At 69.2% G+C, this 25,205-nt stretch carries 41 protein-coding genes and 1 tRNA gene; 20 read left to right on the top strand and 22 right to left on the bottom strand.

Annotated elements, in window-relative coordinates; all coding sequences use genetic code 11:
- Positions 1–169 precede the first annotated feature (169 nt).
- From SPR02S_RS00545 to SPR02S_RS00480, 14 genes are all read left to right on the top strand, one after another.
- Positions 170–511, top strand: coding sequence for a helix-turn-helix domain-containing protein (locus SPR02S_RS00545; RefSeq protein ID WP_019054977.1), 342 nt, complete (start codon positions 170–172; stop codon positions 509–511).
- Positions 512–639: 128 nt separating this feature from the next.
- Complete coding sequence (locus tag SPR02S_RS00540) at positions 640–915, top strand: hypothetical protein (protein WP_019054976.1); 276 nt, start codon at positions 640–642, stop codon at positions 913–915.
- Entirely contained in the window at positions 912–1,319 is a 408-nt protein-coding gene (locus tag SPR02S_RS00535) for a hypothetical protein (RefSeq protein WP_158697757.1), read from the top strand. Before SPR02S_RS00540 ends, SPR02S_RS00535 begins: the two co-directional genes overlap by 4 nt.
- 67 nt (positions 1,320–1,386) lie before the next feature.
- Positions 1,387–4,086, top strand: coding sequence for a hypothetical protein (locus tag SPR02S_RS00530; RefSeq protein ID WP_019054974.1), 2,700 nt, complete (start codon positions 1,387–1,389; stop codon positions 4,084–4,086).
- Positions 4,087–4,298: 212 nt separating this feature from the next.
- Positions 4,299–4,535, top strand: coding sequence for a hypothetical protein (locus SPR02S_RS00525; RefSeq protein ID WP_019054973.1), 237 nt, complete (start codon positions 4,299–4,301; stop codon positions 4,533–4,535).
- A gap of 13 nt (positions 4,536–4,548) precedes the next feature.
- A complete protein-coding gene (locus SPR02S_RS62760; protein WP_019054972.1) occupies positions 4,549–4,707 on the top strand; it encodes a hypothetical protein in 159 nt (52 codons plus the stop codon).
- 47 nt (positions 4,708–4,754) lie between these two features.
- On the top strand, positions 4,755–5,147 hold the full coding sequence (locus SPR02S_RS62755) for a hypothetical protein (RefSeq protein WP_158697756.1): 393 nt from the start codon (positions 4,755–4,757) through the stop codon (positions 5,145–5,147).
- The gene (locus tag SPR02S_RS00515) at positions 5,147–5,497 is read left to right on the top strand and encodes a helix-turn-helix domain-containing protein (protein ID WP_078622769.1); all 351 of its coding nucleotides are present in this window, start codon (positions 5,147–5,149) and stop codon (positions 5,495–5,497) included. The genes SPR02S_RS62755 and SPR02S_RS00515 overlap by 1 nt, the downstream gene beginning before the upstream one ends.
- Positions 5,494–5,742, top strand: coding sequence for a hypothetical protein (locus SPR02S_RS00510; protein WP_019054970.1), 249 nt, complete (start codon positions 5,494–5,496; stop codon positions 5,740–5,742). Before SPR02S_RS00515 ends, SPR02S_RS00510 begins: the two co-directional genes overlap by 4 nt.
- The gene (locus tag SPR02S_RS54840; protein ID WP_019054969.1) at positions 5,742–5,921 is read left to right on the top strand and encodes a hypothetical protein; all 180 of its coding nucleotides are present in this window, start codon (positions 5,742–5,744) and stop codon (positions 5,919–5,921) included. The genes SPR02S_RS00510 and SPR02S_RS54840 overlap by 1 nt, the downstream gene beginning before the upstream one ends.
- Entirely contained in the window at positions 5,918–6,226 is a 309-nt protein-coding gene (locus SPR02S_RS66035; protein ID WP_019054968.1) for a WhiB family transcriptional regulator, read from the top strand. Before SPR02S_RS54840 ends, SPR02S_RS66035 begins: the two co-directional genes overlap by 4 nt.
- Before the next feature lie 87 nt (positions 6,227–6,313).
- Positions 6,314–7,030 carry a hypothetical protein gene (locus SPR02S_RS00495; protein ID WP_043257975.1) on the top strand — a complete coding sequence of 239 codons (717 nt, stop codon included), beginning with the start codon at positions 6,314–6,316 and terminating at the stop codon, positions 7,028–7,030.
- Between the two features lie 428 nt (positions 7,031–7,458).
- Positions 7,459–7,830, top strand: a complete 372-nt coding sequence (locus tag SPR02S_RS00485; protein ID WP_019054966.1) for a hypothetical protein — start codon at positions 7,459–7,461, stop codon at positions 7,828–7,830.
- Complete coding sequence (locus tag SPR02S_RS00480; protein WP_019054965.1) at positions 7,827–11,606, top strand: hypothetical protein; 3,780 nt, start codon at positions 7,827–7,829, stop codon at positions 11,604–11,606. The genes SPR02S_RS00485 and SPR02S_RS00480 overlap by 4 nt, the downstream gene beginning before the upstream one ends.
- A gap of 145 nt (positions 11,607–11,751) precedes the next feature.
- On the opposite strand, the gene SPR02S_RS00475 is transcribed toward SPR02S_RS00480, so the two are convergent.
- The 9 genes from SPR02S_RS00475 to SPR02S_RS00435 form a co-directional block, all read right to left on the bottom strand.
- Positions 11,752–11,946 (bottom strand): hypothetical protein, encoded by a 195-nt coding sequence (locus tag SPR02S_RS00475; protein ID WP_019054964.1) that lies wholly within the window; start codon positions 11,944–11,946, stop codon positions 11,752–11,754.
- Between the two features lie 108 nt (positions 11,947–12,054).
- Entirely contained in the window at positions 12,055–12,261 is a 207-nt protein-coding gene (locus SPR02S_RS00470) for a hypothetical protein (protein WP_019054963.1), read from the bottom strand.
- Positions 12,258–12,443 carry a hypothetical protein gene (locus SPR02S_RS00465; RefSeq protein ID WP_019054962.1) on the bottom strand — a complete coding sequence of 62 codons (186 nt, stop codon included), beginning with the start codon at positions 12,441–12,443 and terminating at the stop codon, positions 12,258–12,260. Before SPR02S_RS00465 ends, SPR02S_RS00470 begins: the two co-directional genes overlap by 4 nt.
- The gene (locus SPR02S_RS00460; RefSeq protein WP_019054961.1) at positions 12,440–12,895 is read right to left on the bottom strand and encodes a hypothetical protein; all 456 of its coding nucleotides are present in this window, start codon (positions 12,893–12,895) and stop codon (positions 12,440–12,442) included. Before SPR02S_RS00460 ends, SPR02S_RS00465 begins: the two co-directional genes overlap by 4 nt.
- A gap of 86 nt (positions 12,896–12,981) precedes the next feature.
- Positions 12,982–13,824, bottom strand: coding sequence for a helix-turn-helix domain-containing protein (locus tag SPR02S_RS00455; protein WP_019054960.1), 843 nt, complete (start codon positions 13,822–13,824; stop codon positions 12,982–12,984).
- Positions 13,821–14,357 (bottom strand): DUF6879 family protein, encoded by a 537-nt coding sequence (locus SPR02S_RS00450; RefSeq protein ID WP_019054959.1) that lies wholly within the window; start codon positions 14,355–14,357, stop codon positions 13,821–13,823. Before SPR02S_RS00450 ends, SPR02S_RS00455 begins: the two co-directional genes overlap by 4 nt.
- 5 nt (positions 14,358–14,362) lie before the next feature.
- A complete protein-coding gene (locus tag SPR02S_RS54825) occupies positions 14,363–14,599 on the bottom strand; it encodes a hypothetical protein (RefSeq protein WP_052346892.1) in 237 nt (78 codons plus the stop codon).
- A gap of 193 nt (positions 14,600–14,792) precedes the next feature.
- Positions 14,793–15,209, bottom strand: a complete 417-nt coding sequence (locus tag SPR02S_RS00440; RefSeq protein ID WP_019054957.1) for a hypothetical protein — start codon at positions 15,207–15,209, stop codon at positions 14,793–14,795.
- 320 nt (positions 15,210–15,529) lie between these two features.
- Entirely contained in the window at positions 15,530–15,715 is a 186-nt protein-coding gene (locus SPR02S_RS00435; protein ID WP_019054956.1) for a hypothetical protein, read from the bottom strand.
- Between the two features lie 313 nt (positions 15,716–16,028).
- On the opposite strand from SPR02S_RS00435, the gene SPR02S_RS00430 reads away from it, so the two are divergent.
- Positions 16,029–16,244, top strand: a complete 216-nt coding sequence (locus SPR02S_RS00430; protein ID WP_020684146.1) for a hypothetical protein — start codon at positions 16,029–16,031, stop codon at positions 16,242–16,244.
- A gap of 21 nt (positions 16,245–16,265) precedes the next feature.
- The gene (locus SPR02S_RS00425) at positions 16,266–16,505 is read left to right on the top strand and encodes a hypothetical protein (RefSeq protein ID WP_019054954.1); all 240 of its coding nucleotides are present in this window, start codon (positions 16,266–16,268) and stop codon (positions 16,503–16,505) included.
- A gap of 98 nt (positions 16,506–16,603) precedes the next feature.
- Here SPR02S_RS00425 and SPR02S_RS00420 read toward each other — a convergent pair whose 3' ends face one another.
- The 12 genes from SPR02S_RS00420 to SPR02S_RS00365 all read right to left on the bottom strand — a co-directional run bounded on the left by SPR02S_RS00420 (position 16,604) and on the right by SPR02S_RS00365 (position 22,970).
- Positions 16,604–16,795, bottom strand: coding sequence for a hypothetical protein (locus SPR02S_RS00420; protein ID WP_019054953.1), 192 nt, complete (start codon positions 16,793–16,795; stop codon positions 16,604–16,606).
- Positions 16,796–17,149: 354 nt separating this feature from the next.
- Positions 17,150–19,246, bottom strand: a complete 2,097-nt coding sequence (locus tag SPR02S_RS00415) for an FtsK/SpoIIIE domain-containing protein (protein ID WP_019054952.1) — start codon at positions 19,244–19,246, stop codon at positions 17,150–17,152.
- An 83-nt stretch (positions 19,247–19,329) separates the two neighbouring features.
- Positions 19,330–19,665 carry a DUF6257 family protein gene (locus SPR02S_RS54820; protein ID WP_019054951.1) on the bottom strand — a complete coding sequence of 112 codons (336 nt, stop codon included), beginning with the start codon at positions 19,663–19,665 and terminating at the stop codon, positions 19,330–19,332.
- 2 nt (positions 19,666–19,667) lie between these two features.
- Positions 19,668–19,907 carry a hypothetical protein gene (locus SPR02S_RS00405; protein ID WP_019054950.1) on the bottom strand — a complete coding sequence of 80 codons (240 nt, stop codon included), beginning with the start codon at positions 19,905–19,907 and terminating at the stop codon, positions 19,668–19,670.
- Between the two features lie 95 nt (positions 19,908–20,002).
- Entirely contained in the window at positions 20,003–20,410 is a 408-nt protein-coding gene (locus SPR02S_RS00400) for a hypothetical protein (protein WP_106436875.1), read from the bottom strand.
- The gene (locus tag SPR02S_RS63890) at positions 20,407–20,583 is read right to left on the bottom strand and encodes a hypothetical protein (protein WP_019054948.1); all 177 of its coding nucleotides are present in this window, start codon (positions 20,581–20,583) and stop codon (positions 20,407–20,409) included. Before SPR02S_RS63890 ends, SPR02S_RS00400 begins: the two co-directional genes overlap by 4 nt.
- The gene (locus SPR02S_RS00390) at positions 20,580–20,939 is read right to left on the bottom strand and encodes a helix-turn-helix domain-containing protein (RefSeq protein WP_019054947.1); all 360 of its coding nucleotides are present in this window, start codon (positions 20,937–20,939) and stop codon (positions 20,580–20,582) included. The genes SPR02S_RS63890 and SPR02S_RS00390 overlap by 4 nt, the downstream gene beginning before the upstream one ends.
- Entirely contained in the window at positions 20,936–21,133 is a 198-nt protein-coding gene (locus tag SPR02S_RS00385) for a hypothetical protein (protein ID WP_019054946.1), read from the bottom strand. Before SPR02S_RS00385 ends, SPR02S_RS00390 begins: the two co-directional genes overlap by 4 nt.
- Entirely contained in the window at positions 21,130–21,495 is a 366-nt protein-coding gene (locus SPR02S_RS00380; RefSeq protein WP_019054945.1) for a DUF6907 domain-containing protein, read from the bottom strand. Before SPR02S_RS00380 ends, SPR02S_RS00385 begins: the two co-directional genes overlap by 4 nt.
- A complete protein-coding gene (locus SPR02S_RS54815) occupies positions 21,492–22,052 on the bottom strand; it encodes a hypothetical protein (protein WP_019054944.1) in 561 nt (186 codons plus the stop codon). The genes SPR02S_RS00380 and SPR02S_RS54815 overlap by 4 nt, the downstream gene beginning before the upstream one ends.
- Positions 22,049–22,558 carry a hypothetical protein gene (locus tag SPR02S_RS00370; protein WP_106436874.1) on the bottom strand — a complete coding sequence of 170 codons (510 nt, stop codon included), beginning with the start codon at positions 22,556–22,558 and terminating at the stop codon, positions 22,049–22,051. Before SPR02S_RS00370 ends, SPR02S_RS54815 begins: the two co-directional genes overlap by 4 nt.
- A 16-nt stretch (positions 22,559–22,574) precedes the next feature.
- The gene (locus SPR02S_RS00365) at positions 22,575–22,970 is read right to left on the bottom strand and encodes a hypothetical protein (protein ID WP_019054942.1); all 396 of its coding nucleotides are present in this window, start codon (positions 22,968–22,970) and stop codon (positions 22,575–22,577) included.
- A gap of 178 nt (positions 22,971–23,148) precedes the next feature.
- Between SPR02S_RS00365 and SPR02S_RS00360 the strand changes: the two genes are divergently transcribed.
- From SPR02S_RS00360 to SPR02S_RS58795, 4 genes are all read left to right on the top strand, one after another.
- Positions 23,149–23,415: a hypothetical protein gene (locus SPR02S_RS00360; protein WP_019054941.1), complete on the top strand. Its 267-nt coding sequence runs from the start codon at positions 23,149–23,151 to the stop codon at positions 23,413–23,415.
- Positions 23,416–23,809: 394 nt separating this feature from the next.
- Positions 23,810–23,882 (top strand) — tRNA-Arg (locus tag SPR02S_RS00355).
- A gap of 239 nt (positions 23,883–24,121) precedes the next feature.
- Entirely contained in the window at positions 24,122–24,343 is a 222-nt protein-coding gene (locus tag SPR02S_RS00350; protein WP_026150079.1) for a hypothetical protein, read from the top strand.
- Positions 24,344–24,421: 78 nt separating this feature from the next.
- Positions 24,422–24,586 carry a hypothetical protein gene (locus SPR02S_RS58795; protein WP_019054939.1) on the top strand — a complete coding sequence of 55 codons (165 nt, stop codon included), beginning with the start codon at positions 24,422–24,424 and terminating at the stop codon, positions 24,584–24,586.
- Positions 24,587–24,753: 167 nt separating this feature from the next.
- On the opposite strand, the gene SPR02S_RS00340 is transcribed toward SPR02S_RS58795, so the two are convergent.
- Complete coding sequence (locus SPR02S_RS00340; RefSeq protein WP_043257973.1) at positions 24,754–25,203, bottom strand: nuclear transport factor 2 family protein; 450 nt, start codon at positions 25,201–25,203, stop codon at positions 24,754–24,756.
- Positions 25,204–25,205: the final 2 nt, after the last annotated feature.

Genomic DNA, 25,205 nt, shown 5'->3' with positions numbered 1-25,205 from the left:
AGTATCCGACGATTTCCGTGCCGCTCGCGGCGCGCATCGCTGGCGTCGCTCGCCGCACTGGGTACGCCGCGGCGCAGCGGGGGGAGTGGCCCGTCGTTCGCACGGGTCGTGCGGTGCGGGTTCGCACCCGCCAGTTCCTCGCTCAATGCGGGTTCGCTGAGGAGTCGGTATGACCGGCTCCTGGACTCGCGAGGCAGTCGAGGCGCTCGGTCCGACGACGGACGTCCCCACGGTGGCGTCGATCTTCGACGTCAACAAGGACACCGTGTACGCGCAGATCCGCCGAGGCGAGTGGACCGCGACGCGTGTACTCACGCTCGGCCGGAAGATCAAGATTCCGACTCGGGACCTGCTCACCCTCCTCTACGCCCCGGATTCCCCGCGTGACGAGAGCGAGCAGCAATGTGCATCGGGGCCGCATAACCACAGTTCGGACGCCATGGCATCGCAGTCTCAATGCGGTTGCAGGGTTGGGGAATCGGCCGTGATCCGCCCCCTCAGTGGCGCATGAGACGGCCCGGTCGTCGGTGTCATCACCACCAGCGACCGGGCCTGTACGTCTACCCAACTGACAAGGCCCCCGGCAAATCGCTCGGCAGCGACCGGAGGCCCGTCATTGATCGAAATGGAGTTGGACGCATGTCCACTTTGACACATCGCCTCGACACCGCGCTGTACGACCGCCTGACCGGCATCGGGCAGGGACTGGTCGCGCCGCTGACCGCGCACGTCCACGCCGTCCAACAGGGCCTCGCTGCTGCGGTGGTCGAGTCCGCGCGCCGTATGGTCGCCGACACCTTCGCCTCGAAGCAGGCCGAGCTCGACCAGTTGCTCGGCAACATGAAGCGGCGCGAGACCCCCGGCGACGAGCTGCCGGCGGTGCTCGTCGTCCACCTCATCGTGAGGCCCGAATGACCACGCGCACCGGCAACGGTCGTACCCGCCTTGTTGCTTCGGCGGCCGGGCGGGGGCCCGGCCCGGCCGTACACGCGCTGTGCCGGACGAGGGTCCTGGTTGATGAACACGGCTGGGTGACGATCCGTTCGCGGGATGACAAGCACGGATTCATGAACACCTACAAGCCCGGCTCGGTCGTCGAACTCGACCTCGGCAACGGCAAGGTGCTCACCGACTACGACGCTCTGACCATCGCCGAGACTCTCGTCGACTGCTCGGTCGTCTACCTGATCAGCACCGCGGCGACCGGAGGCCGGCCGGTCATCGAGAACGGCACCGCGTACAACGCCGACGGCGTCCTGCACCTCATGCGGCTGGCCATCGACCGGCTCGCGGCGGACAGAGCCGCGGCCGAGTGCTGAACCCCTTTGACTTCCCCTGCTCCCGCCACCGTGCGGGAGCTGCGGCACAGCCCACGGAGCGCGACGAGTGAACGACGAGCAGCAGCCGCTCACCGCAGACCCTGAGGTCGTGCGGGGCTGGCTGACGCACCTGTACGGCGGGTGCCCCGGGCTCCTCAGCATCTGCTCGGACAAAGACGGATGGGTGGGCCGGCGGTTCGCCACCGACGGACCCGGCATTGAGGCGGCGGTCCAGTACGTCTCAGAGCGGGACCGGCGGAAGGCAAAGGGCGTCTACGCACAGAGCACCACACTCCGCGAGCACCCGCCCGTGGGCCCCGACGGAAAGAAGGGTCGAGGCGGCGAGGACTTGGCCTTCGGCCTCACCCACCTTTGGGCGGATGGCGACTACGGCACCATCGGCCACAAGCCCGGCCCCGACGACCTCCCCGCTCCGCCGGATGCGGACTCCGTGGCGAAGGTCGTTGCCGAGTCGGGCCTGCCGACTCCTTCGGGCTGGGTGAACACCGGAGGCGGCTACAACCCGGTGTGGCTGCTCGCCGAGAACTACCTGATTCAGAACGCCGAGGACAGTGCTCGGGTGAAGGCAGTCACCACGGGCGTTCAGGCGATCCTGGCGGCCGAGGCCTACCGGCATGGCTGGTCATGGGACGTCGAGGTTGGCAACTTGGACCGGCTCATGAAGGTGCCCGGCCCCCCGAATCGCAAGGAGGGGCTGGAGCGGCCTACCTCGGTCGGGCCGGGGACGGGCGAGGTCTTCGAGTGGACGGACCTTGCCGCCACCGTCTCCGAGCTGGCTCCCGCAGCGCGGGAGTTGCTGGGACAGGCGGGCCGCGAAAAGCAGGAACGCAAGGCGCAGCGCACGGGCGTCCCGACCGCGTCCCCGCAGCGCGCGCGTCCCTCTGGACTGCACAGCGGCGACGGCCCCCTCGACGTCCTCGCCGACATGCTGACGTTCAAGGACATCCTCGAACCCGAGGGCTGGACCTACGTCGGGCAGACCGGCGGCCGAGAGAAGTGGCTGCGCCCCACCGCCGGAGGCGACGGCCCAAGCAGCGCGTACAGCCTGCTGTGCGACGACCACGTCGCCGTCAACTGGTCCGAACGCTCAGACCTCCCCGTCGGGGCGCAACCCCCGGGGCAGAAGCTCACCGTCGGCACGCTGTACGCGCACCTCCACTACGCCGGGAACACCTCGGAGGCCGCGAGCGACATCATGCGCGCGGCGGCCGGCAGGCCCGCGAGAGGCGCGGCCGGACGCCTGGCGCCCGCCGTCCTCACCGAGGTGAAGCGGCGGTGCATGAAGGACCGCGAGCGCAACCATGACGACGCCGACGACTTCCGGGCCTCGCTCGCCGACGACCCCTGGGACGGCGTACAGGACGAGCCACCCGAGGACTCCGGCGAGGCGCCCGACCAACCAGCGGACCGAATTCCCGACACCTTCTGGAACGCCACGGCCGTACTCCAGCAGATTCGGCAGATGGCCCGGGCGCGACGCGCCTCGCCCGACGGCGTCCTTCACGCCGTCCTCGCCCGCACCGCCGCCATGGCGGACCCCACGGTCCGCGTCGACAGCGGCATCCACCAACCCGCAACCCTCGGTTGGTACTGCGGACTGTTCGGCCCGTCCGGCAGCGGCAAGGGCAACGCCGAGAACACCGCCGAGGAACTCACCCCTTTCCCTGCCGTCGACCTCGCATACATCGACATCTCCACCGGACAAGGCCTGATCGCCGCCTACCTCGACCTCGCCATCGACCCCGACGACGAAGACGGGAAGAAGAAGATCCTCGTACAGAAGAGGAACCGCGGCTATGCCCTCGCCACTGAGGGCAGCGTCCTCGACGCCATGGCGCAGATGTCCGCAGCCGCCACCCTCAACGGTGTTCTCTGCAAGGCGTGGATGAGCGAGCGACAGGGCACATCCAACGCCGAGGTCGAGCGGCGGCGGGCGCTGCCCAAGGGCCGCTACACGCTGTCCATGTCGCTCGGCGTACAGGAAGAACCAGCGGCGAAGCTGCTGGAGATGGGCTCCATCGGACTGCCGCAGCGCCTCGCGTGGGCGCACGCCACTCTCGGACCCGACACCCCGGATAAACGGCCAACCACGACCAGGCCGGTCATGGTCACAAAGCAGGACGGCGAGGACGTCCCCGTCACGACATGGGTGTCCGGGCTCCGCGGCACCACCATTCCGGTGCCTGGGCACGTCACCGATGAGCTCGACCAGTTGGCCCTTGAGATCTCCTTCGGTCGCGGCGCTGACGCCCCGTTGGATACGCACGAGCCGCTGTGGCGGCTGAAGTGTGCGGCGTTGCTCGCTCTCCTGCATGGGCGCACCTCGGTCAAGGCCGAGGACTGGGACAGGGCCACCGTGATGTGGGAGACGTCCAGGAAGGTACGCGACCGCGTCCAGGACGCGGCCAGGCGGCGCACGCAGGCTGAGCTGGACGCGCGCCGAGCTGAGGCCGTCCGGACGGCCGCAGAGTCTCAGGCCGCGGTGTACGAGGTCGTCAACGGCGTGCACCCGTCCGTCGAGAACGTCGCCAAGCGCGCGCACCGCTACGTCACCCGTCACGGCGGCGAGATCCCGGTGCGCGACGTGAACCGGAACTGCATCAAGAAGCCCGACCGCGACAAGTACCGGGCGTCCGGAGCGACGGACTCGCTGTGGTCTGCGGCGCTCCAGTACGGCAGTGAGCAGGGCTGGCTGGTGCTGTTGGCCGGTGGCCTGCTGGCTGCCGGGTCAGTGGCTCCGGAGTAGCTGTGGTTACGGCGAGTGCTGTCGGACCTGTCGGACCTGTCGGACCCAAAGGTCCGACAGCCTCTCTCTCCAATAGCAGGCATAACTAGACAAAACACTTCAGATGAGAGTCACGCAACACCCGAAGCCCCAGGTCATCCCGAGAACCACTGTCGGACCTCCGTGGTCCGACACCCACGGGTCCGACACCGCAGAGAGCCAACGGAGCCCCGATGAACACTCCCCAACACACCGACTACGTCATCGGCGACATCGACCCCGTCACCCTTGCCACCAACTACCAGTGCGGCCACTGCTGTAGCGAAACCGCGCTCGGCACCGACCCAGACACCGGCGGCCCGCGGCTGGAGATCCGTCACGACGACGGCTGCCCGGTCCTGTCCGGCGTGTTGTCCGCGCTCCCCGACGCCGTGCGCGCCGTCTCGGTCCCCGCCACCTTCCGGCCCTGAACAGAGGCACCCCATGGTCGACAACCCCGGTATCCCGAAGCTCGTGCCGTGCCCCGCCTGCAAGTCCCCCTCGGTCTACGTCCGCTCCCTCGACCGGTACGTGCACGAGGACGGCGGCGACAACCGGGCGTGCTGGCTGGCCATCAGCCGCGGCGAGACCAACCGCTCGTAGATCCACCGACCGTCACTCGGCGGTCGGCCAACCTGAAGGAGGACCTGATGACCGTTGAGGAGCCCGAGCGGCAGGCGGCCGGCCGTCCCCTGGCCAAATCTGTTTCATCTTCTCCGTTGGGTTGGAGTGCGCGGCGTGGTGGCCCGTATCCGCACCTTCGCCTTGATCTCGGTATCAAGGCCACGGAGGGGTTGGCTGTGGCTGAGTTGGTGCTTGGCCGGCACTGGACGTTCCGTCGGGCGGCGGCGTCGCTGGGGATGAGTCCGACGACTGCGTGGCGGCGTTACTGGTGGTTGATGGACTGGATGCTGCCGCAGCAGTACGGCCTTCAGGCGAGGCGGCTTCCGCCGATGCGTGGTACTCGGGCGTGTGCTCGTGGCCGGCCGTACATCCATGAACTCGACGGGCCGGGCGGCCCGCTTCACCGAGGAGAGATCTGATGTCCCGTGTTGATCCTGCGAAGCGTGTGGACGCGATTCTGCCGCTTGTGGCTGGTCAGTCGCAGCGTGCTGTTGCGGAGAGTGTGGGTGTGCATCCGAGCACGATCCGGGCGTGGTTGAAGGACCCGGTGTTCGTGCGGGAGTTGGACCTCGTCAGGGAGTTGGCGGCGCGGAAGCCGCTCGACGCTGAGGCGATTCTCGTGGCGATGGATGAGGTGCAGGCGCGGCTGTGCGGCTCCGGGCCGGTGACGGTGGTGATTCCGCCGGGTGCGTCTCCTCGTCGGCGCCGGAAGCTGCTGGCCGGCGGTATTGCCCAGGCGCTGGAGCGTGCCGAGGGAGGCGCGCGGTGAACGGGTGGGCGTTCGGGGCGGTCGTCGTCGTGTGTCTGACGGTGGCGGTCGTGGCGGTGGCGTGGGCCCTGGTGCGGTCAGGGTCACGGACTGATGGGTCGGTCAGTACAGACCGGGGGGAGTTGTCGGCGGATGAGGAGTTCGAGGCGGTGCAGGCGCACAACAGGGCGGGGCAGGCGGCGCTTCGGGAGCAGATCGCGGCGGCGACGGAGCGCGCGCGGCGTGAGCGGGAGGGCGGCTTCTGATGGGGCGGCTGCGGAGGGTGCGGGAAGTGCTGTCGGGGGCCCGGTCGGATCTGCTGGACGGGGTGGGGCTCGGGCTGCTGGCGGTGGCGGTGTTCCTGGTGTCGGTGCCGGGCGGGTTCGCGGCGGCGGGTGGGGCGGTGCTGGTCCTGAACTGGCGGATGAGTGAGGGCGATCGGTGAGCGGGGCGCCTGGTGCGAGGCCTGGCCTGTTGGTGCTGGGGGTTCCGGGGTTCGTGTTCGAGCCGGGGCCGGCGGCGCCGTGCCGGGCTGATCCGGAGGCGTATTTCGTGAGCGGGCTTCGCTCTGCGCAGGCCGCGAGGCTGTGCGCGGGTTGCGGTTACCGGGACGACTACGGGGCGTACGCGCTGGAGCGGCCGGGGCTTCACGGGGTGTGGGGCGGGATGACGAGGGGCGGGCGGGTCACGGTGAGGCGCCGCCGGTTGGAGCCGGAGCGGGGGCCGCCGAGGGGGATGCCGGCGGTGTAGTGCGGGGCGGTGGGCCCCTGACGTGGAGCGGCCCGGGCGGCAGTGTGCCCACCGGGTTACCAGTAGATGCGATCAAGGAGTAACGGAATGCAGATCACAGCCGAGATGGTGACCGAGGCAGAGACCGAAGTCGCCGAGGCGGAGCAGGCGCGTACAGCGGCCGAGGAAGCGCTGATGGAGTCGCCGAACAGCACGGTGAAGGCGGCCGAGTTGACGGCGGTGCTGAAGCGGGTGGCGCAGTGCCGTATGAACGCCCGGGAGTTGCGCGAGGTGTTCGATGCGCGGGTGGCGGCGGAGCGGGCGGCGGCGACGCGGGAGAAGCGGGAGCAGGCGGCCGGGGTGCAGATCGCGGCGGCCGGCAAGGAGATGAAGGCGGCCCGCTCGAAGCTGGAGGACGCGGCCGAGGTGGCGCAGCGTGCGCTCGTGGCTCTGATGGTGGCTGCTGAGGCGTACGACGGGCAGGTGGTTCGGCACGCGGGCGCGTTGGAGGCGGTGGGGCTCGGCCTGGATGGGGCGACCGGTGGCGGCAGTGGGCTGTTCACGACCACGGTTCGGGTGCGGGGAGTGGCGTACGAGTCGCTGGCTCCGTCGGGGGCGCTGCTGTGGGTGGCGGATCGGGTGGCGCAGGCGAGGCTGGCGCCCATGCATCCGGCGCGGGCGTCGTTGGCGGGCCTGCTTGGTTATCGGGTGTGGGAGCAGCGAGGGGACGATCTGATGTCGGGGGTGTCGGAGCTGGCGGTTGTGCAGTATCCCCAGCCGCCGCGGGTCGTGAACGCGTTCCAGGCGATGCAGGCGTCGAAGTGACCGCTCAGGCGGTCGAGTCCGTGAGGAGGAACGGCATGGGCGTCACACCGGCGAGGGGCCGCTGAGCGGTCGTTGTAGGGCGTAGCGCCCGGTTCTCCCTGAGGGGGAGTCGGGCGCTTCTCTCTGTGTAGGAAACCTCCAAAGTTGTTCGGTCGTATCTGTGTGAATACCTGCATTCGGCCGTACGGTCTTTGTAGGAGGTGGACAACATTGGACGGTGTTGGACACGGGGACATGCCCCCTCGGGTACGAGCCGCGGTACTGCTCGCGATGGGGCGCCCAACGGAGGAGATCGGCCCGGAGATCGGCGTGTCCGGTCGGACAGTGCGGCGCTGGCGGGCGCGGCCTGAGTTCCGGTCGGACGTACAACGGGTGCGGCTGAGGCTGCTGGACGGGGCCGTGAGCGCGCTGGCGGGCGGTGGGGTCCGGTGAGTCGACACAAGAACCGCAAGCGCCGCCAGAAGCCCGTACGGGCGGCATCCCTGGGCCAGGCGCACGCGAAGTGCACGAACATCACGATCGTCGAGGGCGAACACAAGGGGATGTTCTTCACGCTCTACGGTCTCGACGACCAGGACGTCGCCGAAGCCCGTGCCGCGTGCGCTGAGGGCCGCATCAACGAGGGGGCGTTCCTCGTGGTGTACGGCCTGTTCCAGGTCCTCGGGCTGGACTTCACGGTTCCCGAGTGGCCGATGGACGAGGTCTTGGACCTGTTCGCCATGGTCGGGCTGCCGGTCGGGGTGTGGCCGTGTGACATGGATGCCGAGTTGGCGCGGCTGCTGAGTGAGGTGGCCTCGTGAGCGATGACGTGACGATCACAGTCTCGGTCAACAACCGGACTGCGGCCGGGTTCCGGGATATCAACGGCCAGCTGCGCACGCTGGACGGCCGGTTCGCCGCCACGGGCAACAACGTGCGCCGCTCCTCGTCGATGATGGAACGCGGCATGGTCGACCTGAAGGCGTCGCTGCTGTCGCTGGCGCCGGCCGCTGTCCCTGTGGCGGCGTCGTTGGCTCCGATCGCCGTGCATGCGGGCGGTGCCGGTCTGGCGGTCGCCGCGTTCGGGGCTGCGCTGAAGCCGCAGATCACCAATCTGAGCGAGGCCGCGAAGGCGCAGACGAAGTACTCGGACGCGGTCGCCAAGTACGGGCAGCACTCCAGCCAGGCCGCGGCGGCGCAGGTCGAGGCGGCGCAGGCACTGAAGGGGATGCCGGCGGCGACGCAGCAGGCAGCGGCTGGCTACTCGAACTTGCAGGACAAGTTCACCTCGTTCTCGGACTCGACGGCGCGCTTCACGATGGCGCCGGTCGAGCACTCCTTCGCGGTGCTCGGCGCGATCGTCCCGAAGCTGACGCCGATGGTGGCGGCGTCGTCGACGCAGTTGGACCGGCTGATGAAGGTGGCCGGCGGGGCGGTCAACTCGTCGGGCTTCGACTCGCTGTCGAACAAGGTGGACGACTACGCGAACAAGTCGTTGAAGGGCGCCGTCGACGGGACGATCCATTTCATCCGGGTCTTGTCGGAGGGTGATGCGCACGGGCCGATCGCCGAGTTCATGGACTACGCCCGCACGCAGGGTCCGGCGGTCAAGGAGCTGCTGTCGAACCTGATGCAGGCGCTCGGCAACATCGCGCAGGGCGCGGCGGACGCTGGGCCGGGGCTGCTCACTATCGTCAACGCGTTCGCGAAGCTGGTTGCTGCGGTGCCGCCGGAGTTGATCGGCAACCTGATGCAGGTGTACGCCGCGTTCAAGCTGATCAAGCTGGCGGGTGCCGGGATCGGTGCGGCGGCGGGCGGCATTCAGGCTCTGGGTGTGAAGATCGCTGCCTTGCGGACGGCGTCAGTGGCGGCTGGCGGCGGACTCGCTGGGCTGAAGGCGGCGTTTCTGTCGCTGGGTGTGGCGGCACGGGCTTCGGTCATCGTGGCGGGGATCGCGGCGCTGGTGCTGGTGGTGTCGAAGCTGTCCAACATCGGCAAGTCGGCGCCGCCGGACGTCGACAAGCTCACCTCGTCGCTGGCCCGGCTCGGCGCCACGGGGCAAGTCACCGGTGAAGCGGCGAGCAAGTTCGGCACGCACTTCGAAAAGCTGAAGTCCCAGATGGACAAGGTGCTCAATCCCGCTGTGTCGGAGAGCGTCAACAACTGGGGACACAGCATCTCGGGGGGCCTGCTCAAGGGCGGCGATGCCACGGAGGCGCTGACCGGTTCCTTCAAGGCGATCGATGAGTCGCTGGCTGGCCTGGTCAAGGGCGATAAGGCCAAGCTGGCTGCGGTGGCGCTCAAGGACATGCTCAAGACCATGGACCCTGCGCAGGTCAAGAAGCTGCAAGGGAGCCTCGGCGAGTACAAGTCCGCGCTGGCGGACCAGGCGTCGGAGGCGAGGCTTACTGCTCAGTCGCAGGGCCTGTTCGGGCAGGCGGCGCAGGACACGGCCGCGAAGCTGGACGCGCAGAAGTCCAGCGCGGACGGCCTGCGCGGTGCGATCCAGGCGTTGAACGACGTCAACAGGGCAGGGCTCGGCGGGATGATCGGCTTCGAGGCTGCGATCGACAGCGCGGCGAAGGCCGCGAAGGACAACGCGGGCTCCCTGTCCATGAACAACGGTGTCCTCGACACGAACTCGGCGAAGGCGCAGGCAGCGGCGACCGCGCTACAGGATCTCGCCGACAAGACCGACGCGGCCGGTACCAGTCAGCGCGCGGCGAACGCGAGCTGGGACACGGTCAACGGGATCTACGACCGGGGCCGCGCGGCGCTCATCAAGAACGGCGAAGCGATGGGCCTGACGACGGAGCAGGCGAAGGCTCTCGCCAGACAGCTTCTGACGATCCCGACGGACACCACACCCAAGATCCAGATGGACACCGAGGACGCGAAGCGGGACATCACTGCGTTCAACGCGGCCGTGAAGAAGACGCCGGACACGAAGTCGGTGACGCTGAAGGCGTTGTCGAAGAGCGGCGAGCAGGTCCTCGAAAGCTTCGGTCTGAAGGTGCAGCGGCTGCCTGATGGGTCGGTGAAGGTCACCACGAAGGGGAGCGCTCTCTCCTCGATCAAGAACATTGCGGCTGCGCTGAGGGCGTTGAACGGGAAGGCCGCCACAACGTGGACGTACAACAACAAGGTCAATACCACCTACTCGGTCGCGAAGAGCGTCTCTGGCGGCAAGAGCGTCCACGACATGGTCGGCGCGACCGGCGGCCTCTACACCGGGAAGGGCAGCGGGTTCCGGTACGCCGACGGCGGCCCGGTCCGCGGCCCTGGGACCGGCACATCCGATGATGTGCCGGCGCCGTGGCTCAGCAACGGCGAGTTCGTCGTCAAGAAAGCCGCGGTCGACAAGTACGGCGAGCACTTCCTCCAGCGGATCAACGACGGCCAGTTCGAGGGACCGCGGTTCGCCAAGGGCGGCAAGGTGTCGCAGGCGGAGAAGGACGCCCGCTCGTCGCTGCGGGGCTCGTTCGGGATCAGTAGCTTCGGCCGTACGGCGGGCTACGTCCGCACACCGTTCGAGCACGGTCTCGCGGCGCCGACGGACATCAACTCGCTGGTGTCGTCGCTGAACGATGCGGCCGGAAAGATCAAGGGGGCGTTCTCGGGGAAGACCGAGTCGAACCTGCTGAAGCACCTCAGCTCGGTGGGTAAGGCGTTGATCGGCCAGGAGAAGGCCCTCACGAAGGTGACGGCATCGCTGGCCACGGCGAAGTCCAAGTTGGACGACCTGAAGAATTCCGCCTCGCAGATGGCCGACGGCGTGAAGAGCGGGCTCATGTCGTCGGCGAACATCACGCAGGGCGCGTCGGGGAGCACCGTCACGGTCGCCTCGATCATGGGCGGCCTCACCGCCAGCCGCGACAAGACGACCGCGTTCGACGACGCGCTGAAGGACCTGAAGTCGAAAGGCCTGGACAAGGGACTGATCCAGCAGATCGCCGAGGCCGGGGTGGGTGGCGGCGGGCTGGAGACGGCGGGCGCGCTGCTCGGCGCGTCCGGCTCGGAGATCTCGTCGATGAACCAGCTTCAGGCGCAGATCGCCACGGCCGCCACCAGCGCGGGGAAGACGACGGCGGACGCGTACTACGGGGCGGCGATCAAGGCGCAGGACAAGCTGGTCAAGTCGCTGACCTCGCAGCAGTCGAAGCTGGAAAAGTCGATGAACTCCCTGGCCAAGACGATGGAGAAGTTCATCACCAAGGCGCTGAAGGGCAAGGCCGCCGGCGGGATCGTCGGGGCTGCGGCGTCGGGCGGTATCCGGAGCGGGCTGACGCTGGTGGGCGAGCAGGGGATGGAGCTGGCAGATCTGCCGGTGGGGTCCCGTGTGTGGTCGAACCCGGACACGCGCAGGAAGCTGGCGGCGGCTCAGGCGCCATGGGCGTCGATGCTCAACACCCCCCGCCGCGGGCCGGCCGCAGCCACTGCGCCGATCGGCGCGAGCGGCGGCACAGACCGGCCGATCGTCATTCAACTCGCGATCGGCAAGCAGCAGTTCGGTGAGGTGTGGGTTGACGTGGGCCGCGAGCAGGTTCGTGCCCGGGGTTCGATCGAAGCCACGCTGAAGCCGCCGCGCGGGCGCTGACGCGTACGGAGGGGCTCGGCCTGTGCCGGGCCCCTCCGTCGTGCTCAGGTACCAACGACCCCGGGCCTGGCGGTGGAGACGCGTACACCGCCGGGCCGTGACCCGCCCGCCCCAACAGGCACGGGGTACGGGGCGGGCGGGAGATTCAGGCGCTGCCGATCCCGGCGGCCACCTCGTCGATGACTTCCAGCACCGAGTCGAGCCGGTGCCGCATGCGCTCGACGAGGAGGATCAGGCTCGCGGCTTCTATCGACCCGAGGTCCGAAGAGCGCGCGGTCGCCAGGTCGCGGCGGGCGAAGTCGACGATGGACTGTTGCGTGGGTGTGAGCGGTTCGTTCAAGGCGGTTCCTGTGGGGGGTGTACGGCGGCCGCCCCGCCCGGGGGAGGTGAAGACGGCCGCCCTTCCTGCTACCGCCAGTCTCCGCCGGCAGCAGGGGTTACGGGGCAGTCAGTCGCCCGACTGCATGGCCTTGGAGATCATGACGCGGGCCAGGACGCGGACCAGTGAGGTATCCGGCTCGATGAGGTCGGCGTGGTCGCGGTGTGCCCACACGTCCCTGCCCGGGCCGGACATCGACTCTTGATGCCAGACGAGGATCGCGTCGTCGGGGTCGGTGATCGGCTCGTCGCAGGCCCGGCAGACGCGCACGGTCATGAGATGGCCGCCTGATGGCTGCGCAACTCCACGTTGACATCTGCCACCTTCGAGAAGTCCCCGGCCGCCCGAGCGTCCGCACGCTGCCGCGCGAGCGCCGCACACACACCGCAGTTCGGGTTGACCGCCGGCGCTTCGAGCGGAAGCCCGAGTACGGGGGGCGCGTCCATGTCCGTCTTCATCGAGCAGCCTCCGAGAGTTGTCCGCCCGGGCCGAACGCGGCACCCAGCAGTACGGGATCGGTCAACCGGCCGGTACCGTCCGGCCGTTCCAGCCACATGCGTCCGTCCACCGCGTACAGCACCGGCGGGCAGTCGAGGACCCAGCCGGAACACCGGACGGTGAGCTGCCGTACGTCGTCCAGCTGGTCGCCCACATCGGGCGGGAGCAGCCACCACGTCAACTCGGCCTCGACATCGGCGAGGACCGGACCGAGACGCTTCGAGCCGATCCGCTGCATCGCGTGCATCGACGGCAGGAGCGGCGCCTCGACGACCCGCCAGTGGATGGCGGTGGGGAAGGGGGCGAGTTCCTCGCGGTCCCATCGACGGCGCGCACCGGTGGGGTCAGTAGTGCAGGACAGCAACCATTTCTGGCCTTGCTGCCGGAGCGACAGGGCGGGCTTTGTGGCCATGACCAGGACGTTAGGAACCGGCGCCACGGACGCGCGCGCCGATTGCGCGCGATTGCGGACCTGCTACCGGGGTTGGGGCGGATTGCTCACGCGAGGTCCAGGGCGGCCCGCGCGCGGCCGATCAGCCGGTGCGCCTGGGGACCGTAGACGGCGCCCTCGTCGAGGCGGTCCCACACCCGTCCGTACAGGGCAACGTCCTCGGCGGATTCGAGGGTGAACTCCGTGTTGATCGTCTCGACGATGACGCGTTCCTCATCGAAGATCCAGAACCCGTGCTTCGGGCTGAGCTTCAACTGCACCCCGAACGGCACGACGCCGAGCGCCACGGTGTTCAGGCCGATCAGCCCGACGAGCCGGTCGAGTTGGCCAGCCATCGTCTCGTGCGGGCATACGAGGGCATGGAGAGCGCCCTCCCAGATCAGGACGCGGAAGGCCTTGTCTGCCTCGTACAGCACCTCTTGGCGCTTCATGCGGGCGCGTACGGCGTCCTCGGTATCGCGCGGCGACTGCATCAACTCCGCGTTGTGGAGCAGCAGATGCCGGGCGTAGTCCGGGGTCTGGAACAACCCGGGGATGACGGTCGCCTCATAGCCGCGCACGGTGGACGTACGCCGGTACTCGGCGACGTACCGCTCCTGCACCCCGCGGTGTCCGGTGGAGAGCTGTCGGCGCCACGACCGGGCTTGGGACTCCAGGCCCCGCAGGCGGCTCTTCAGGTCGCCGGCTTCGTTCGGGACGCCGAGGGTCTGCGCCCACGCGTCGAGGTCCTCGGCGGTCGCGGTCTGCTTCCCCAGCTCCAGCCGTGACACCTTCGACCGCTGCCAGCCCAGCCGCTCCGCAAGGTCCTTGCCCTGAAGGCCAGCCTCGGTGCGCAGCTCGCGTAGCCGCACACCGAGGGCCTCGCGGCCGGACTGGAAATCGGTGCTCACCCGGCTGACGGTACCTGCGCCTGGAACTGGCTGGTAGGTACCGCGAAGTGCAGGGCAGCGTCCCGGGCCTGGCAGGCGCGTACGACGCTCTCGGCGTCTTCGAGGATCTGTACGCCGAGGGTCACGCCCTGGTCGTCGATGACGAACTTCACGAGGGTGCGGGAGTCGAAGAGCCAGAAGTCATAGTCCGGCAGTCCGATCCGTACGGCGTCCGCGCGGTAGAGGTTGCGGATGTCCTCGCCAGCCGCCACGTTGCCCAGGCCGGTGGCGAGGAGGAACCGCTGTCCCTCGGTCGGCGGATCGTCGACCAGGCGCACACGTCCGTACCGCTTGCCGGCCTCGGTCTGCTCGCGCACACCCACATGCCAGGGGCTGGCCGGGTCGTAGTCGAAGGTTTCCCCTCGCTGGAAGCGCGGCCAGTTGGGGCTGACGCGGTCGGTCGCGTAGCCGCGCTGGGTCTCCAGACGCCAGGCGGTGTGCTCGAAGTCGGTGAACAGGTGGGTGATCTCGTCGAACGGGATCAGGTCCGGCACGCGTTCTACTCCTTGGTCTGCGGCTCGGCGGTCGACTCAGTGTCCCGTGGGGCGAAGCGGGTGAGCAGCTCGCGCGGGATCCGTACGAACGTCTCGGAGTCCTTCACGTCCCGGAGTTGGGCGAGATGCTCGGGGTCGGTCTCGCGCTCGCCCTGGACGAGGATCTCGCCGGTCTCGACGACCTCGTACAGCGTGGGGCAGTTGCCGTGCTCCGATGTGGTGCCGATGAACCTGAGCGTCATGTCGCCCTCCATCTGCGCTGGTTGGAAGTCCAGCATGCGCAGGATCGGCAGAGCCGCGCCCGGGGATTGCGGCAGATTGCCCATATGCGCGAGGGGTGCTGTGATTGCGCGCAAGCAGCGGCAGGAGCCCCCGCATGACGATGGCCCCGCCCCGGACCAACCGGAGCGGGGCCGCGCTACGACGACAGCCGCGCTAGCTGCCCAGGCTGTCCGCCATCTTGAGCTTGTCGAACTTCCCACCCTCATCCGTCCAGCCCAGACCGTCGATCGACTTGGCCATGAGCAACGTGGTGTAGTCGTCCTCCGAGAGCGGCTTGCACGCTCCCGGTCGGCTCTTCCCGCCCGCCTTGGTCTTCTGCTCTAGAGCGTCGGCCGCCTGCTTGGCTACGGTCTCGTACCCCGAACGAACCATGCCTGCGAGCGTCTTGTCGAGCGCGTCAACCCGCTCCTTCGCTTCGTTGACGGTCGGCGTGTCCGCGGGCTTACCTCCGGTCCGTGCGGTGAGCGCGGTGGCGCAGTCCTTGGCAGTCTCGTCGCCGGACTTCGAGCAGCCGACCGCCCCGGCAGTGAGCGCGGCGGTGAGCAGCAAGACGGTGGTGGTACGGCGCATGGTCCCCCCAGGATCGTGCGTATCAAGGTGGGCATCATGCTCGACACGGGGTGAGCGCGTGGGCGGTGTGTCCGTCTTGTGACCGCGCACGGGTGAACCTGCCAACCGCATAGAGCCTGCGGTGTGTTGGCTTTGACCTGCGGGTTCTCTGGCAGATGGCACGTACTTGGCACGCCTCTCGTCGGCCGGCTGGAGCGTCCCAGCCACAGCCGGGCGACGGGTAAGGGCACCGCTCCGTGTCCCTCGCCTCTGATTCGGAGCCGTTGCCCACGCGGATGGGTCCCGTCCTCCCCGTCACGGGCGTGGCCCGGACCGGGCATTCACATCTGGCCTTCCGTAGTCTCGTTCGCCGGTCGCGACCGCGGGGCCTCGCCGCCGGGGTTGGTCATGATCCGGCGGAGTTCCTCGACGAGTTCGTCGCTGGGCTCCGGGGCGAGCGCGACGCGGGCGCGGATCTTCGCGACGGTCTCGGGGCCGAGGATCGCGAGCCGCTCCTCGCGGGTCACCTGGAGGTTACGGGGCGGGCGGACGCGAACAGCCTCCGGAGGAACTCGCGCTGCTCCGGCCGAAGCGGAGGAGCAGCAGCCGCGTTCCGGCGAGACGCAGCGACAGCGGCCGGCCCGAGACGGCGCTCGGCTTCTTCCCGGTCGAACAGCGGGCCCGCGCTCATACAGCGCCGGGTTCCTGATCTTTACTCTCTGGGTTGTTCATGTCGGGAGGCTGCCCTCGTTAGCCTCGCGCGGCTCCGCCTGATCGCGGGGAGTACCCGGGCAGATGGCTCAGCTCGCGGCCGGTGGCGGGGCGCGACAGGCTGACGGTATGGCTTCCGCGCTGCCCGTGGTCGTGTACCCGCCCGACGAGGACGGCGGCCGCCGCGTGCGCGTCGACAGCGAGATCCTCGGCCGCGCGTACGGGCTCCGGGACATCGCCGAGTTCCTGCGCCGTGCTGGGATCGAGGATGTCGACGAGGCGTACGTCGAGCAGTCCGGGCTGATCGAGTGGCGGGGCGGCGGACCGGACGTGTGGGAGCGCTGATCTACCGAAGAGGAGGCAGCTATGGACACAGTCACGCGCGTCCGAACAAGCGTCTCGCCGGACCGGCTCGACGAAGCTCTCAGCACCTTGCGGAGCATCGCTCCCGAAGTCGTAGAGGGCCTTGTCGAGCGGCCGGGCTCTGATGGCCATATCGGGGTAGGGATCGCGATCGTCGGTGATGTGCGCGATGCCGTGCGAGAGCGGCTCGATTCGCTCGGCCTTGAGTATCAGGTCGACGTCGGGGAGCTGGGAGCGCCCTGAACCACGTATGCGAACGGCCCCGCCTTGCTGGGCGGGGGCCGAGTGGTGCCTGCGATGGTCGAACCGCAGGCGTAGCTTCTGAACGAGGGTGGCGTGGTTCAGAAAGCGGCAAAGCCGCCGGGCTTCCGGCGCCCGGTGTCAGGGTCCAGCTCGCGTGCAGCAGTCCGGGCATCGTCCATCAGATGCCGCTCGCTGGTCGTTCCAACCGGGTTGACCCCAGTGGCCTCCAGCGCGTCTGCGAGGTCTCGCAGCAGGCGCGCCAGGCGCTTCGGGTCTTCGGCGTACGTCATTCTGGCCCCTCCCTTGGGTGTGAGGATTCGGTCTATCACGCGCCGTCCACCGATTCCTCAGGGCCATCGACGCCCTGTACTGACCCTGGGAACGCGGAAGGCCCCCTGTACGGCCGTGATGACCGTGCAGGGGGCCAAAGCCCTCACGCTACCGGGCGGCTCTGACAACGGGCAGGGGCTGGCTGCCGGTTTCGGATCACCAGCCACGGCAGACCCCTCGCACACCCCGGTTTCCGGGTGATCGGCGAACACCCCGAAACCCGAAACATCCCAGCTCAGCCCCGATATCAGGGGCGAAACCGGTTTCGGGTCGGGGTGAAACCACAGCCCCACCCGAAACCAGCCCGAGCGGTCCTACTCACCGTCCTCGGCGGCCGGCAGATCCACCCACCGCACGCCCTTCGCGCCGCCGCAGCACTCCCGGATCGTGAGCTGCCGAGTGGTCACCTTGAACGGCTTCAGCGCGGTGCTCAGCGCCGTCGACGCTGCCGCCGGATCCATCTCCAGCCACGGCCGGTACAGGTCGGGACGGTAGGCGGCGAGGGCGTCGACGAGGCGGTGCGAGTGCACGCTCTCGATGCCGTCCGGCCAGATCGCGCGGACGTGGTCGACGACCGTCTCGACGTCGAGCACCTCGACCTGCGCCCCGACAGCCTGCCCGGTGAGGGTGCCGGCCGCGGTCCGCATGGCCAGCGCCCGCTTGCCGATGTCCTCGGCCTCCGTCTGCTTGATGAACGCCGCGCGCACGGTGATGCCTTCACGGCCGCGGGCGAGGATCCCGGTTCCTGCCTCGTCGATGCTGATGTCGGTGGCGCGCAGGCCCCGGTCGTAGGCGCCGGTACCGAGGACGTTGTTGTTGGCCCGCCAGTCCATGACCGCGAGGCAGAGGCGGGTGCCGACCGACGAGGAGACGCCGGTGGGCAGAGACGGGGCATCCGGGTTCTGGGTGAGGAGGATGAGGATGATGCCGTAGGCGCGCCCTTTCTTGATCAGGCGGGTCGCGAGGGCGGCGGCCTCTTCCTTGTACTCGGCGTGCGTGAACAGCTCCTGCACCTCGTCGACGACGATGACGCGCGGTCCGAGGTTCTGCTCCGGGTACTTCTCCGCCAGGGCGCGGGTGACCTTGCGGCCCTCGGGGACCTCGGAGGCGGGCAGGGACTTGATGAACTTGGCGCGGCGCTGGTACTCGGCGATCCCGGACCGCATGCCGCCGAGCGCGGCCTCAAGGTCTTCGTCCTCGTCGCCACTGACGTACCGGTGGCAGACGGGGCGGACCGAGTCGAGGTCTCCGGATCCCTTCAACTCGAAGATCCACAGTTCGGCAGTCGGGTCGAGGGCGACACCCAGCACGATAGCGAGCGCGCACGACGTCTTACCGGACCCGGGGATGCCTCCGACCAGCAGGTTGGAGTACATGAGGGTGATCTCGACGAGGTTGCCGCGCGGGTCGAAGCCGTAGGGCAGGGGCTGGTACACGTCGGCGCGGCCCTCTCGCATGAGGGGCCACAGCTTGCGGGCGGCCTTCGCCGGGTCGCGCTGCGCCACCCACAGCACCAGGCGCCCGGGGTGCGCGGTGCGGTCGCCCTCGGGCCACACGGTGCTGATGGGTCGGCGCATGGCGGCGGCGAGGGCGGAGCGCTTCTCCAGTACGGCGGTGGCCTCGATGCCGGGCGGGAGGTCGACCTCGGCGCGCCAGCCGGGCCCGTCGCGCATGACCTCGGCGGCGAACTCGACACCGCGGCGCCCCTTCCGGCCCTCGATGCCGATCGCGGCGAGGGCCTCGAACACCTCGGTCGAGTCCAGCTTGCGCAGGATGTTGGTGGCCACGTAGCGGGTGATGAGCGCCTTGCTGCCCTTCGTGCCGTTGAGGCCGGCCAGTGCGGCGGCGGTGAGCGCTGCGGTGAGCGTCCAGCCGGGGACCATGAACGAGCTGACCAGGGCGGTGATGCCGGTCGCCGTCGCCACGGCGAGGGAGGCGATACGGCGCGGCCGTACCCGGCGGGACTTCTCGCGGGACAGAGACAGCCACGCCTCGATGTCCGCGGACGCCGCGGCCTTCGCCTCGACCGGGCGGGCTTCGGTGTCCGCGACCCACTTGCCCCACCGGACGATGAGCCGGCCGGTGCCGCGCGGGGAGCGCAGCAGCAGACGGGCGAGGTAGACGGGCGCCCGGAAGGTGTGGAACGCGGTGACGTGGGCGTAGTAGGACACCGTCCACTTGGTTGCCTCTTTGAACTCGCTGGCCTTCCGAAGCCACGAGGGCACTACGGCGGGCGCTTCGGCGAGGTAGGCCTGCCGCTCAGCGATCCACGTTCCGGCAGAGGCGGTCTGGTCGGGAGGGTCGACGGGGCGGGGTTCGGCGTTGGCGACGACGTCGATGATGGTTTCGGTGAGGGTGTCGCGGGTGTCCTCGGGCGGGTCCTTGTGGAGCTGTACGACGTTGTCGGTCATGCTGGCTTTTCCTGCCTCTTGCTGGGGTACGGAGGCCCGGGGGCAGCGGTCTGCTTGGCGGTGGACGCCGTCCCCGGGCGCGGTTACTGGTAGGTGCGGAGTTCGCGTTCGAGGCGGCGGGCAGCGCCCTCACGCTCGTACATCGTCCGGCGGGCGGCGGCACGGTCCGGGCCCTTGCTGGTCCGCATCGTGACCTTCGCGGCAGCGGCCTCCCGGCGGGCCTTCGCCAACTGCCCCTGTAGGGCGTTGAACTCGGCCTTTCCGCGTTCGGCGGCCCGCTCCTGGATTTGGTCGACCTTCCGCTTCAGGCGCGGGTCGATGGTGTCGACGTTGCGGTCACCGGCCATGGACTGCTTTGCGGCCTTGGCGACGAGCCAGGCCAGGCGCAGCTTCTCGCCGCGCGTGTACGAGCTGCGCATGGTCAGTACTCCGTCGGTTCGGTGGTGGGCAGTTCGGGCAGTGGCTCGGGCAGCACGGCCGCAATGGCGGCGTACGACTGCGCGACCTCGGCCCACAGGCGGCCGGCGGCGGCGAGGGGCTCGACCTTGTGCCGGAAGTCCTCGTCGCGGGCGTACCGCTCGGCGTCGCGGGCCAGCTGCTCGGCCTTGGCGGTGGCGTTCCACGCGAGGCGGACGTACTGGTCTTGGGTGGACTTGTTCACGGGTTCTCCCTGGTCGTGGGCCGGACGGTCCGGCCCCACCGCGCCCCCGCAACCGTGACCCAGACGGACATGGTTGCCGAGGGCGGAAGGGCAGGTCAGCGGCCCTTGCGCTTACCGGTCGGGCGGAGCTTGGAGGCGGCCCACCCGGCGGCGAGGATCACACCGACCAGGGAGACGCCGATCATTGGGAGGTTCGCGGAGACGGCGCCGATGATCCCGATCAGCGTTCCGCCGACCAGGACCACGACCGCGCACACCGCAGCGGTGCAGACGACGACCACGGCCAGGATCAGGAACGTGACGATGATCAGCCGTTGCAGGGCGGGGTCCATGCCCTGCTGGATCGGGGCCTGCACGATGACCGGCGGCGGGGGCTGGCCGATCGTAAAGTGGACCGGCCGGCCGTGCTGGTCGTAGAGGACGTTCGGCGGCCGGTGGTGTGCGGCCTGCTCGATGTATCTGCGGTACGCCTTGGGCAGGTTGGACGGGTCGGGCTCGGTCACGGCGTCCACCCTCTGACTCGGCGGGTGACGGCCGGCCGGGCGGCGAGACCGACACCGAACGCGATGACGACCGGCTTGCCGAGCACCGCCACCAGGACGGCGACGACGACCGCGAGGAGCGACGGGTACAGGAGCAGCACCCCGAGCACTCCGCCGAGGAGAATCCACTTCACGACCGCACCTCCTGCCTGTCGTCGGCGGCGAACCGGGCGTGCATGCGCCGTCGGATTCCCTCGGCAGCAACGTGGATTGCGAACTTTGCGACGTCCTCCCGCTGCGCCTTGTACGAGTCGGCGAGGAGGTTGAGGTCCTGCCGGAGTTGCGTGCTCTCGGGGAGCAGCAGGCCGGGCGCAGGCGGTGCCGCATCCTCGGGCTCGGCGGCGGGTGCCGGCGGGGTCCACTCGCGGATGTCCCTGCGGACCGTGTCGTCGGAAACGCCCAGCTCAGCGGCGATCTCCGCCGGGGTCATGCCGCGGTCGGTGAGGTGGGCGACGATGATGCGGCGGGTGCCGCGAGAGATGGTGCTCACTGGTCCTCCCATTCGAGGCCGGCGGCACGTACGACGCGGTGCGCGGCCAGGGTGGTGCCCTCGCGGTCGCCGCGCGCGTTCGCGTCGAGCAGCGCGGCCATGAGGGCGGGCACGGGCGGGAGCGGCCGGGCCGACCGGCACGCCGCACGGATCGCGGCGTGTTCGGTCGGGCGGCGTACGAGAGAAGCGCTCACCGGTCTTCTCCCGCGAGGATCTCGGCGAGCTGGCGGCCGAGTACGCGCAGCTGTGCGGCGGCCTCGATGAGGTCGTCGGCGAACTGGTCCACCTCGTCGGGCGTGCACGTGCGCGGCTCAAGGTCGGCCTCGATGTACAGGCCGATGCTGCGGTCCGTGCTGGCGAACGGGGCCTGCGTGAGGAGCGCCTTGAACAGGTCCCGCCCGCCGGGGGCGATGGTCTGCTCGGGCCCGTCGTGACTGATGTCGACCTTGTAGCCAGCCCGGTTGTCGGGGTGGCCGGCACACCAGGTGGGTTCGTCGATCTCCAGAGGCTTCGTGACGAAGACGTTCACGATCGCGGTGCGGGGTTCGATGCTCATCGGCCTTCGCCCCGCAGGCGGTTCTCGTCGTGGCTGAGCTGGGACGGCAGGACGCGCGGGGCGTCCGTCAGCCACGCGAACGGGCGAAGGGCGGCGGCGGCCTTGAAGACGCGGATCGCTGCGGACTCGGGGGCCGTGCCGAGGGCGTACACGCGCCCGCCTTCCAGCGAGGCGAGGAGTCGGGCGGCGTGGTGCTCACACCCGTGGGTGCCGGCGTTCGTCGCGTCGAGGACGGTGACCGCGACCAGGCCGACGCACGGGGTGGGGTCCTCGGGGTGAGCAGCCGGGCAACGGGGCGCGGTCTCCTGTTGCCCACTCGTCTTCTCAGGAAGACCACTGGACTCGGCGCCGAGGGCGCGCAGGAGGATGCGGAGGGCTTCGGCGAGGGCGCCGTGGGCCTGGACGTAGGCGTAGATGTCGCGGCCGTCGGTGTCGCCGTAGATGGCGAGCATCTGCTGACCGACGCTGATGGCGACGTCGAGGTCGTCCGGGTCGATGGGCCCGGGCAGGGCGCCCACCACGAGGGTGGACGCCTGCTCTGCCGGGGTGGCGCTCACGCGCTGGCCTCAGCGTTTTCACGGAGCCGCCGGGGCACGTCGAGCGCGGTCTTCCGGGTGATGTCCGGGTCGACACCGTTCTTCAGGCCGTCGACGAGCAGATCGAAGACGTAGCCGTAGCCGTCACCGGCCTCGACGCGGGCGTGCTCGATCGCAGCGAACGCCCACAGGGGGGCCACGGTCGCGACCCGCAGACCTTCGGCGAACTCGGCACTGGCCTTGCTGTTGATGACCTTGGCGAGGTCCGGTGCGATCTCGTGGACCGCGTCACACATGTTGTCCAACGTGGCGGCGGGGTTCGGCCTGCGGAGTGCTTCGTCGTACGCGCACGTGGCGGCGTAGAGGCCGGCGGCGGCGAGGGTGATGCGGTCGTCGGTGTGCTCGGTGTGCTCGCGGGCGTCCGTGGTGGTGTCGGCCGGGTGGGCGGCGGCCTGGACGGCGTAGGGCAGGTGGCCGGTCGTGGTGGTGTCGACGGCGGGGACGTGGTTCTGGATGCGGTTGCTCATGGTGTTCATCCCCGGCTCAGGCGGCGTTGGTGGTGAAGGCAGCGATCAGGGCGACGGCGGCGACGTACTCCGCCTTGCGGGGCTTGTACGAGCCGAGGAGCGTGCAGACCTGGCCGAGGGTGTAGTGCGCGACGGTGCGGGTCTTACGGGCGCGGCCACCGGTGACGGTGCGGCGGGTCCGGGCGGTCTCGGCGGGGACGATCCCGCAGCGCTTGGCGACCGTACGGAGGCCGTTGGCGCAGCCGGATGCGGTGGTCTTGTCGACGCCGGCGGCGATGGCGACCGTAGCCAGCGAACGCGGGCGGCGGTGACACGAGGCGGCCAGGCGGGTACCGGCGGCGCGGCGGCGCAGGGTGGCTCGAAGCGAACGGCGCGTCGTGCGGCGCTCGCGGCGGATGGAAGGATGCGACATAGCGGGGCTCCTGTTCGTAGCAGGTGGTCCGTCAGGCCCCGACTCAGTGTTCGTAGCACCGAGCCGGGGCCGTTCCGTTTCCGGAGTGGCTAACCTTGCAACTACACAGTATCCGGAAACCTTGTAGATGCACAAGCCTCGTGCGAAGATTCCCTGCAACTACAAGCGAGGGAGTGCAGTGACCGAGGAACCGGTGACCGAGCCACCCCGGCACACCAGGACCCGCCCCATCCGGGTGCCGGGTCCTCTGTGGGATGCGTACGGACGGATCTGCGACCGGCTCGATACGGACCGCACGAACGACCTGCTCGACCACATGCGCGACCGCGTCCGCGAGCACGGCGACGACCAGGACCGCGACGACCTCGCCAAGGCGGAAGAGGAGTTGGCGGAGCGACGCGCACGGAGGGGCGGCCGGCCGAAGAAGGCCGACGGCGCGGGCTGACTCCGATGGCACGGCGATGGCACCAAGTGGCACGGTCGCTGTTCGATGGGACCCATCACGATCGGATGACGCTTCTGGGTTGACCTGCGTAGGAGCGTCTCGGCCAATCGAGGCGCGTCACCGTCATACGACAGGCAACACACTGCTAATGCGGTTTGGGACGCAAATCCCATCGAGGGTTCAAATCCCTCCGCCTCCGCACCTCACCGAAGCCCTGGTCCGCGCGACCGGGGCTTCGGCCGTTCCCGGAACCCCTCCGTAGGGCCGTTTTCGCAGCTCACAAGGGGTATGGCTAACGGATTTCACATGGCGGCGGCAGTCATGTAATGTTCTTCCTGTCGCCGCGAGCGGCCCGGAAGGGCAGGGAACGGCGAAGGAAAACAAGAGAAAACAAGCACTCGTAGCTTAACGGATAGAGCATCTGACTACGGATCAGAAGGTTGCAGGTTCGAATCCTGCCGAGTGCACATCTGACGAGAGGCCCCGGAGTGATCCGGGGCCTCTCGCGTGTGCCCCGGCGTCCGTTGTTTCGAAGCCTGTGTTTCGAAGGCCGGCGGCGGTTCCGGGGTTGGCCCGGGAACGGCCAGGTCAGGGGCGTGAGGGGTACGTCCGGGGCGGCGAAGTGGTTCCCGGTTGCTCGATCTGTGATGAACAAGCGATGTGGACGGCCTCAGCGAGTGGCGTGTCTAGGCCCATACTGGAGTCAATGACAAAGCCAGCTGCACCGAAGCGCTATTTGCCCACCAGTCCCTTCAAGGCCCCGGCCGCGGCGGCACCCAAGCAGTTCGCCGTGGGCGACCAGGTCACACACGACATGTACGGCCTCGGCCGGGTCATCGGCATCGAGGACGGAATCGCGGTGCTCGTCGACTTCGGGTCGGTTCAGGAGCGCATCCTGAGTCCGTACGCCAAGATGAGCAAGCTGTAGGACCGCCGTGCCCGGTCACGGCACACCAGGTCCCAGCGGCCTGTAACGAACGGGAGACCTCTCATCGAACTGACCTCGTTGTTCTCCGCCCCGGAAGGGGCGACCCGCCAGTCCAACGCGGGATCGCCCCCTCCGGCGACGAACCCCTTCCAGGCCCCGGACTTCGGGGAGGACGAGACGCTGCCGTTCGACGACGGACAGTCCTTCTCGGACATGGACGAGGCTTACCGCAGGGCGGGCTAGTCAGGGCGGGCTGGGCTTCCACGGGCACCGTCCGGCGAAGCCCGTCAACCATGTGCCGGCGCCGGTGCCAGTTCCTCGGCGGTTCCTCCGCCATGTCTTCAGCACCCTCCGCACCTTCAGTACCTCAGCTAGTACCTGAGCCAGTACCTCAGTACCTTCAGCGGTTCTCAGTGCTCCTTCGCCGGCCATCCGACGGCCCGGAAGACGGCGACGGGGTCCAAGTAGTCCCGCCAGTGCGTCACTTCGCGGTTCCTGACGGTGATCACGGAGACGAAGTGGTTGTCGTAGGCACGCCCGGTGTGGACGGCCCGTCCGTGCACCGCGTACTCGAGTACGACCACTGACGTCCCGGAGTCCCGGTGGACGGCCAGTCCGTCCGCGCCGTGCAGGACCATGACGTCGCCGTAGCCGCGGTACAGGTCGGCCACCGCCGCGCGTCCCTGGACACGGCGTGGGTAGCCGGGCACGGAGACGACGTACTCGAAGACCACGTCCTCGGCCAGGAGCTCGAAGAAGTGATCGCCGTCGACGAGGCCGGCCAGCCCCTCCTGGACGATCCGGAAGAACGGATCGAGCGCCGCGAAGTCACCGATGTCCCCAACGTCCTTCACCGGCATGG

This window comes from Streptomyces prunicolor NBRC 13075 (genome assembly GCF_000367365.1).
Lineage (GTDB): Bacteria > Actinomycetota > Actinomycetes > Streptomycetales > Streptomycetaceae > Streptomyces > Streptomyces prunicolor.
This window is presented reverse-complemented; position numbering and strand designations above follow the sequence as displayed.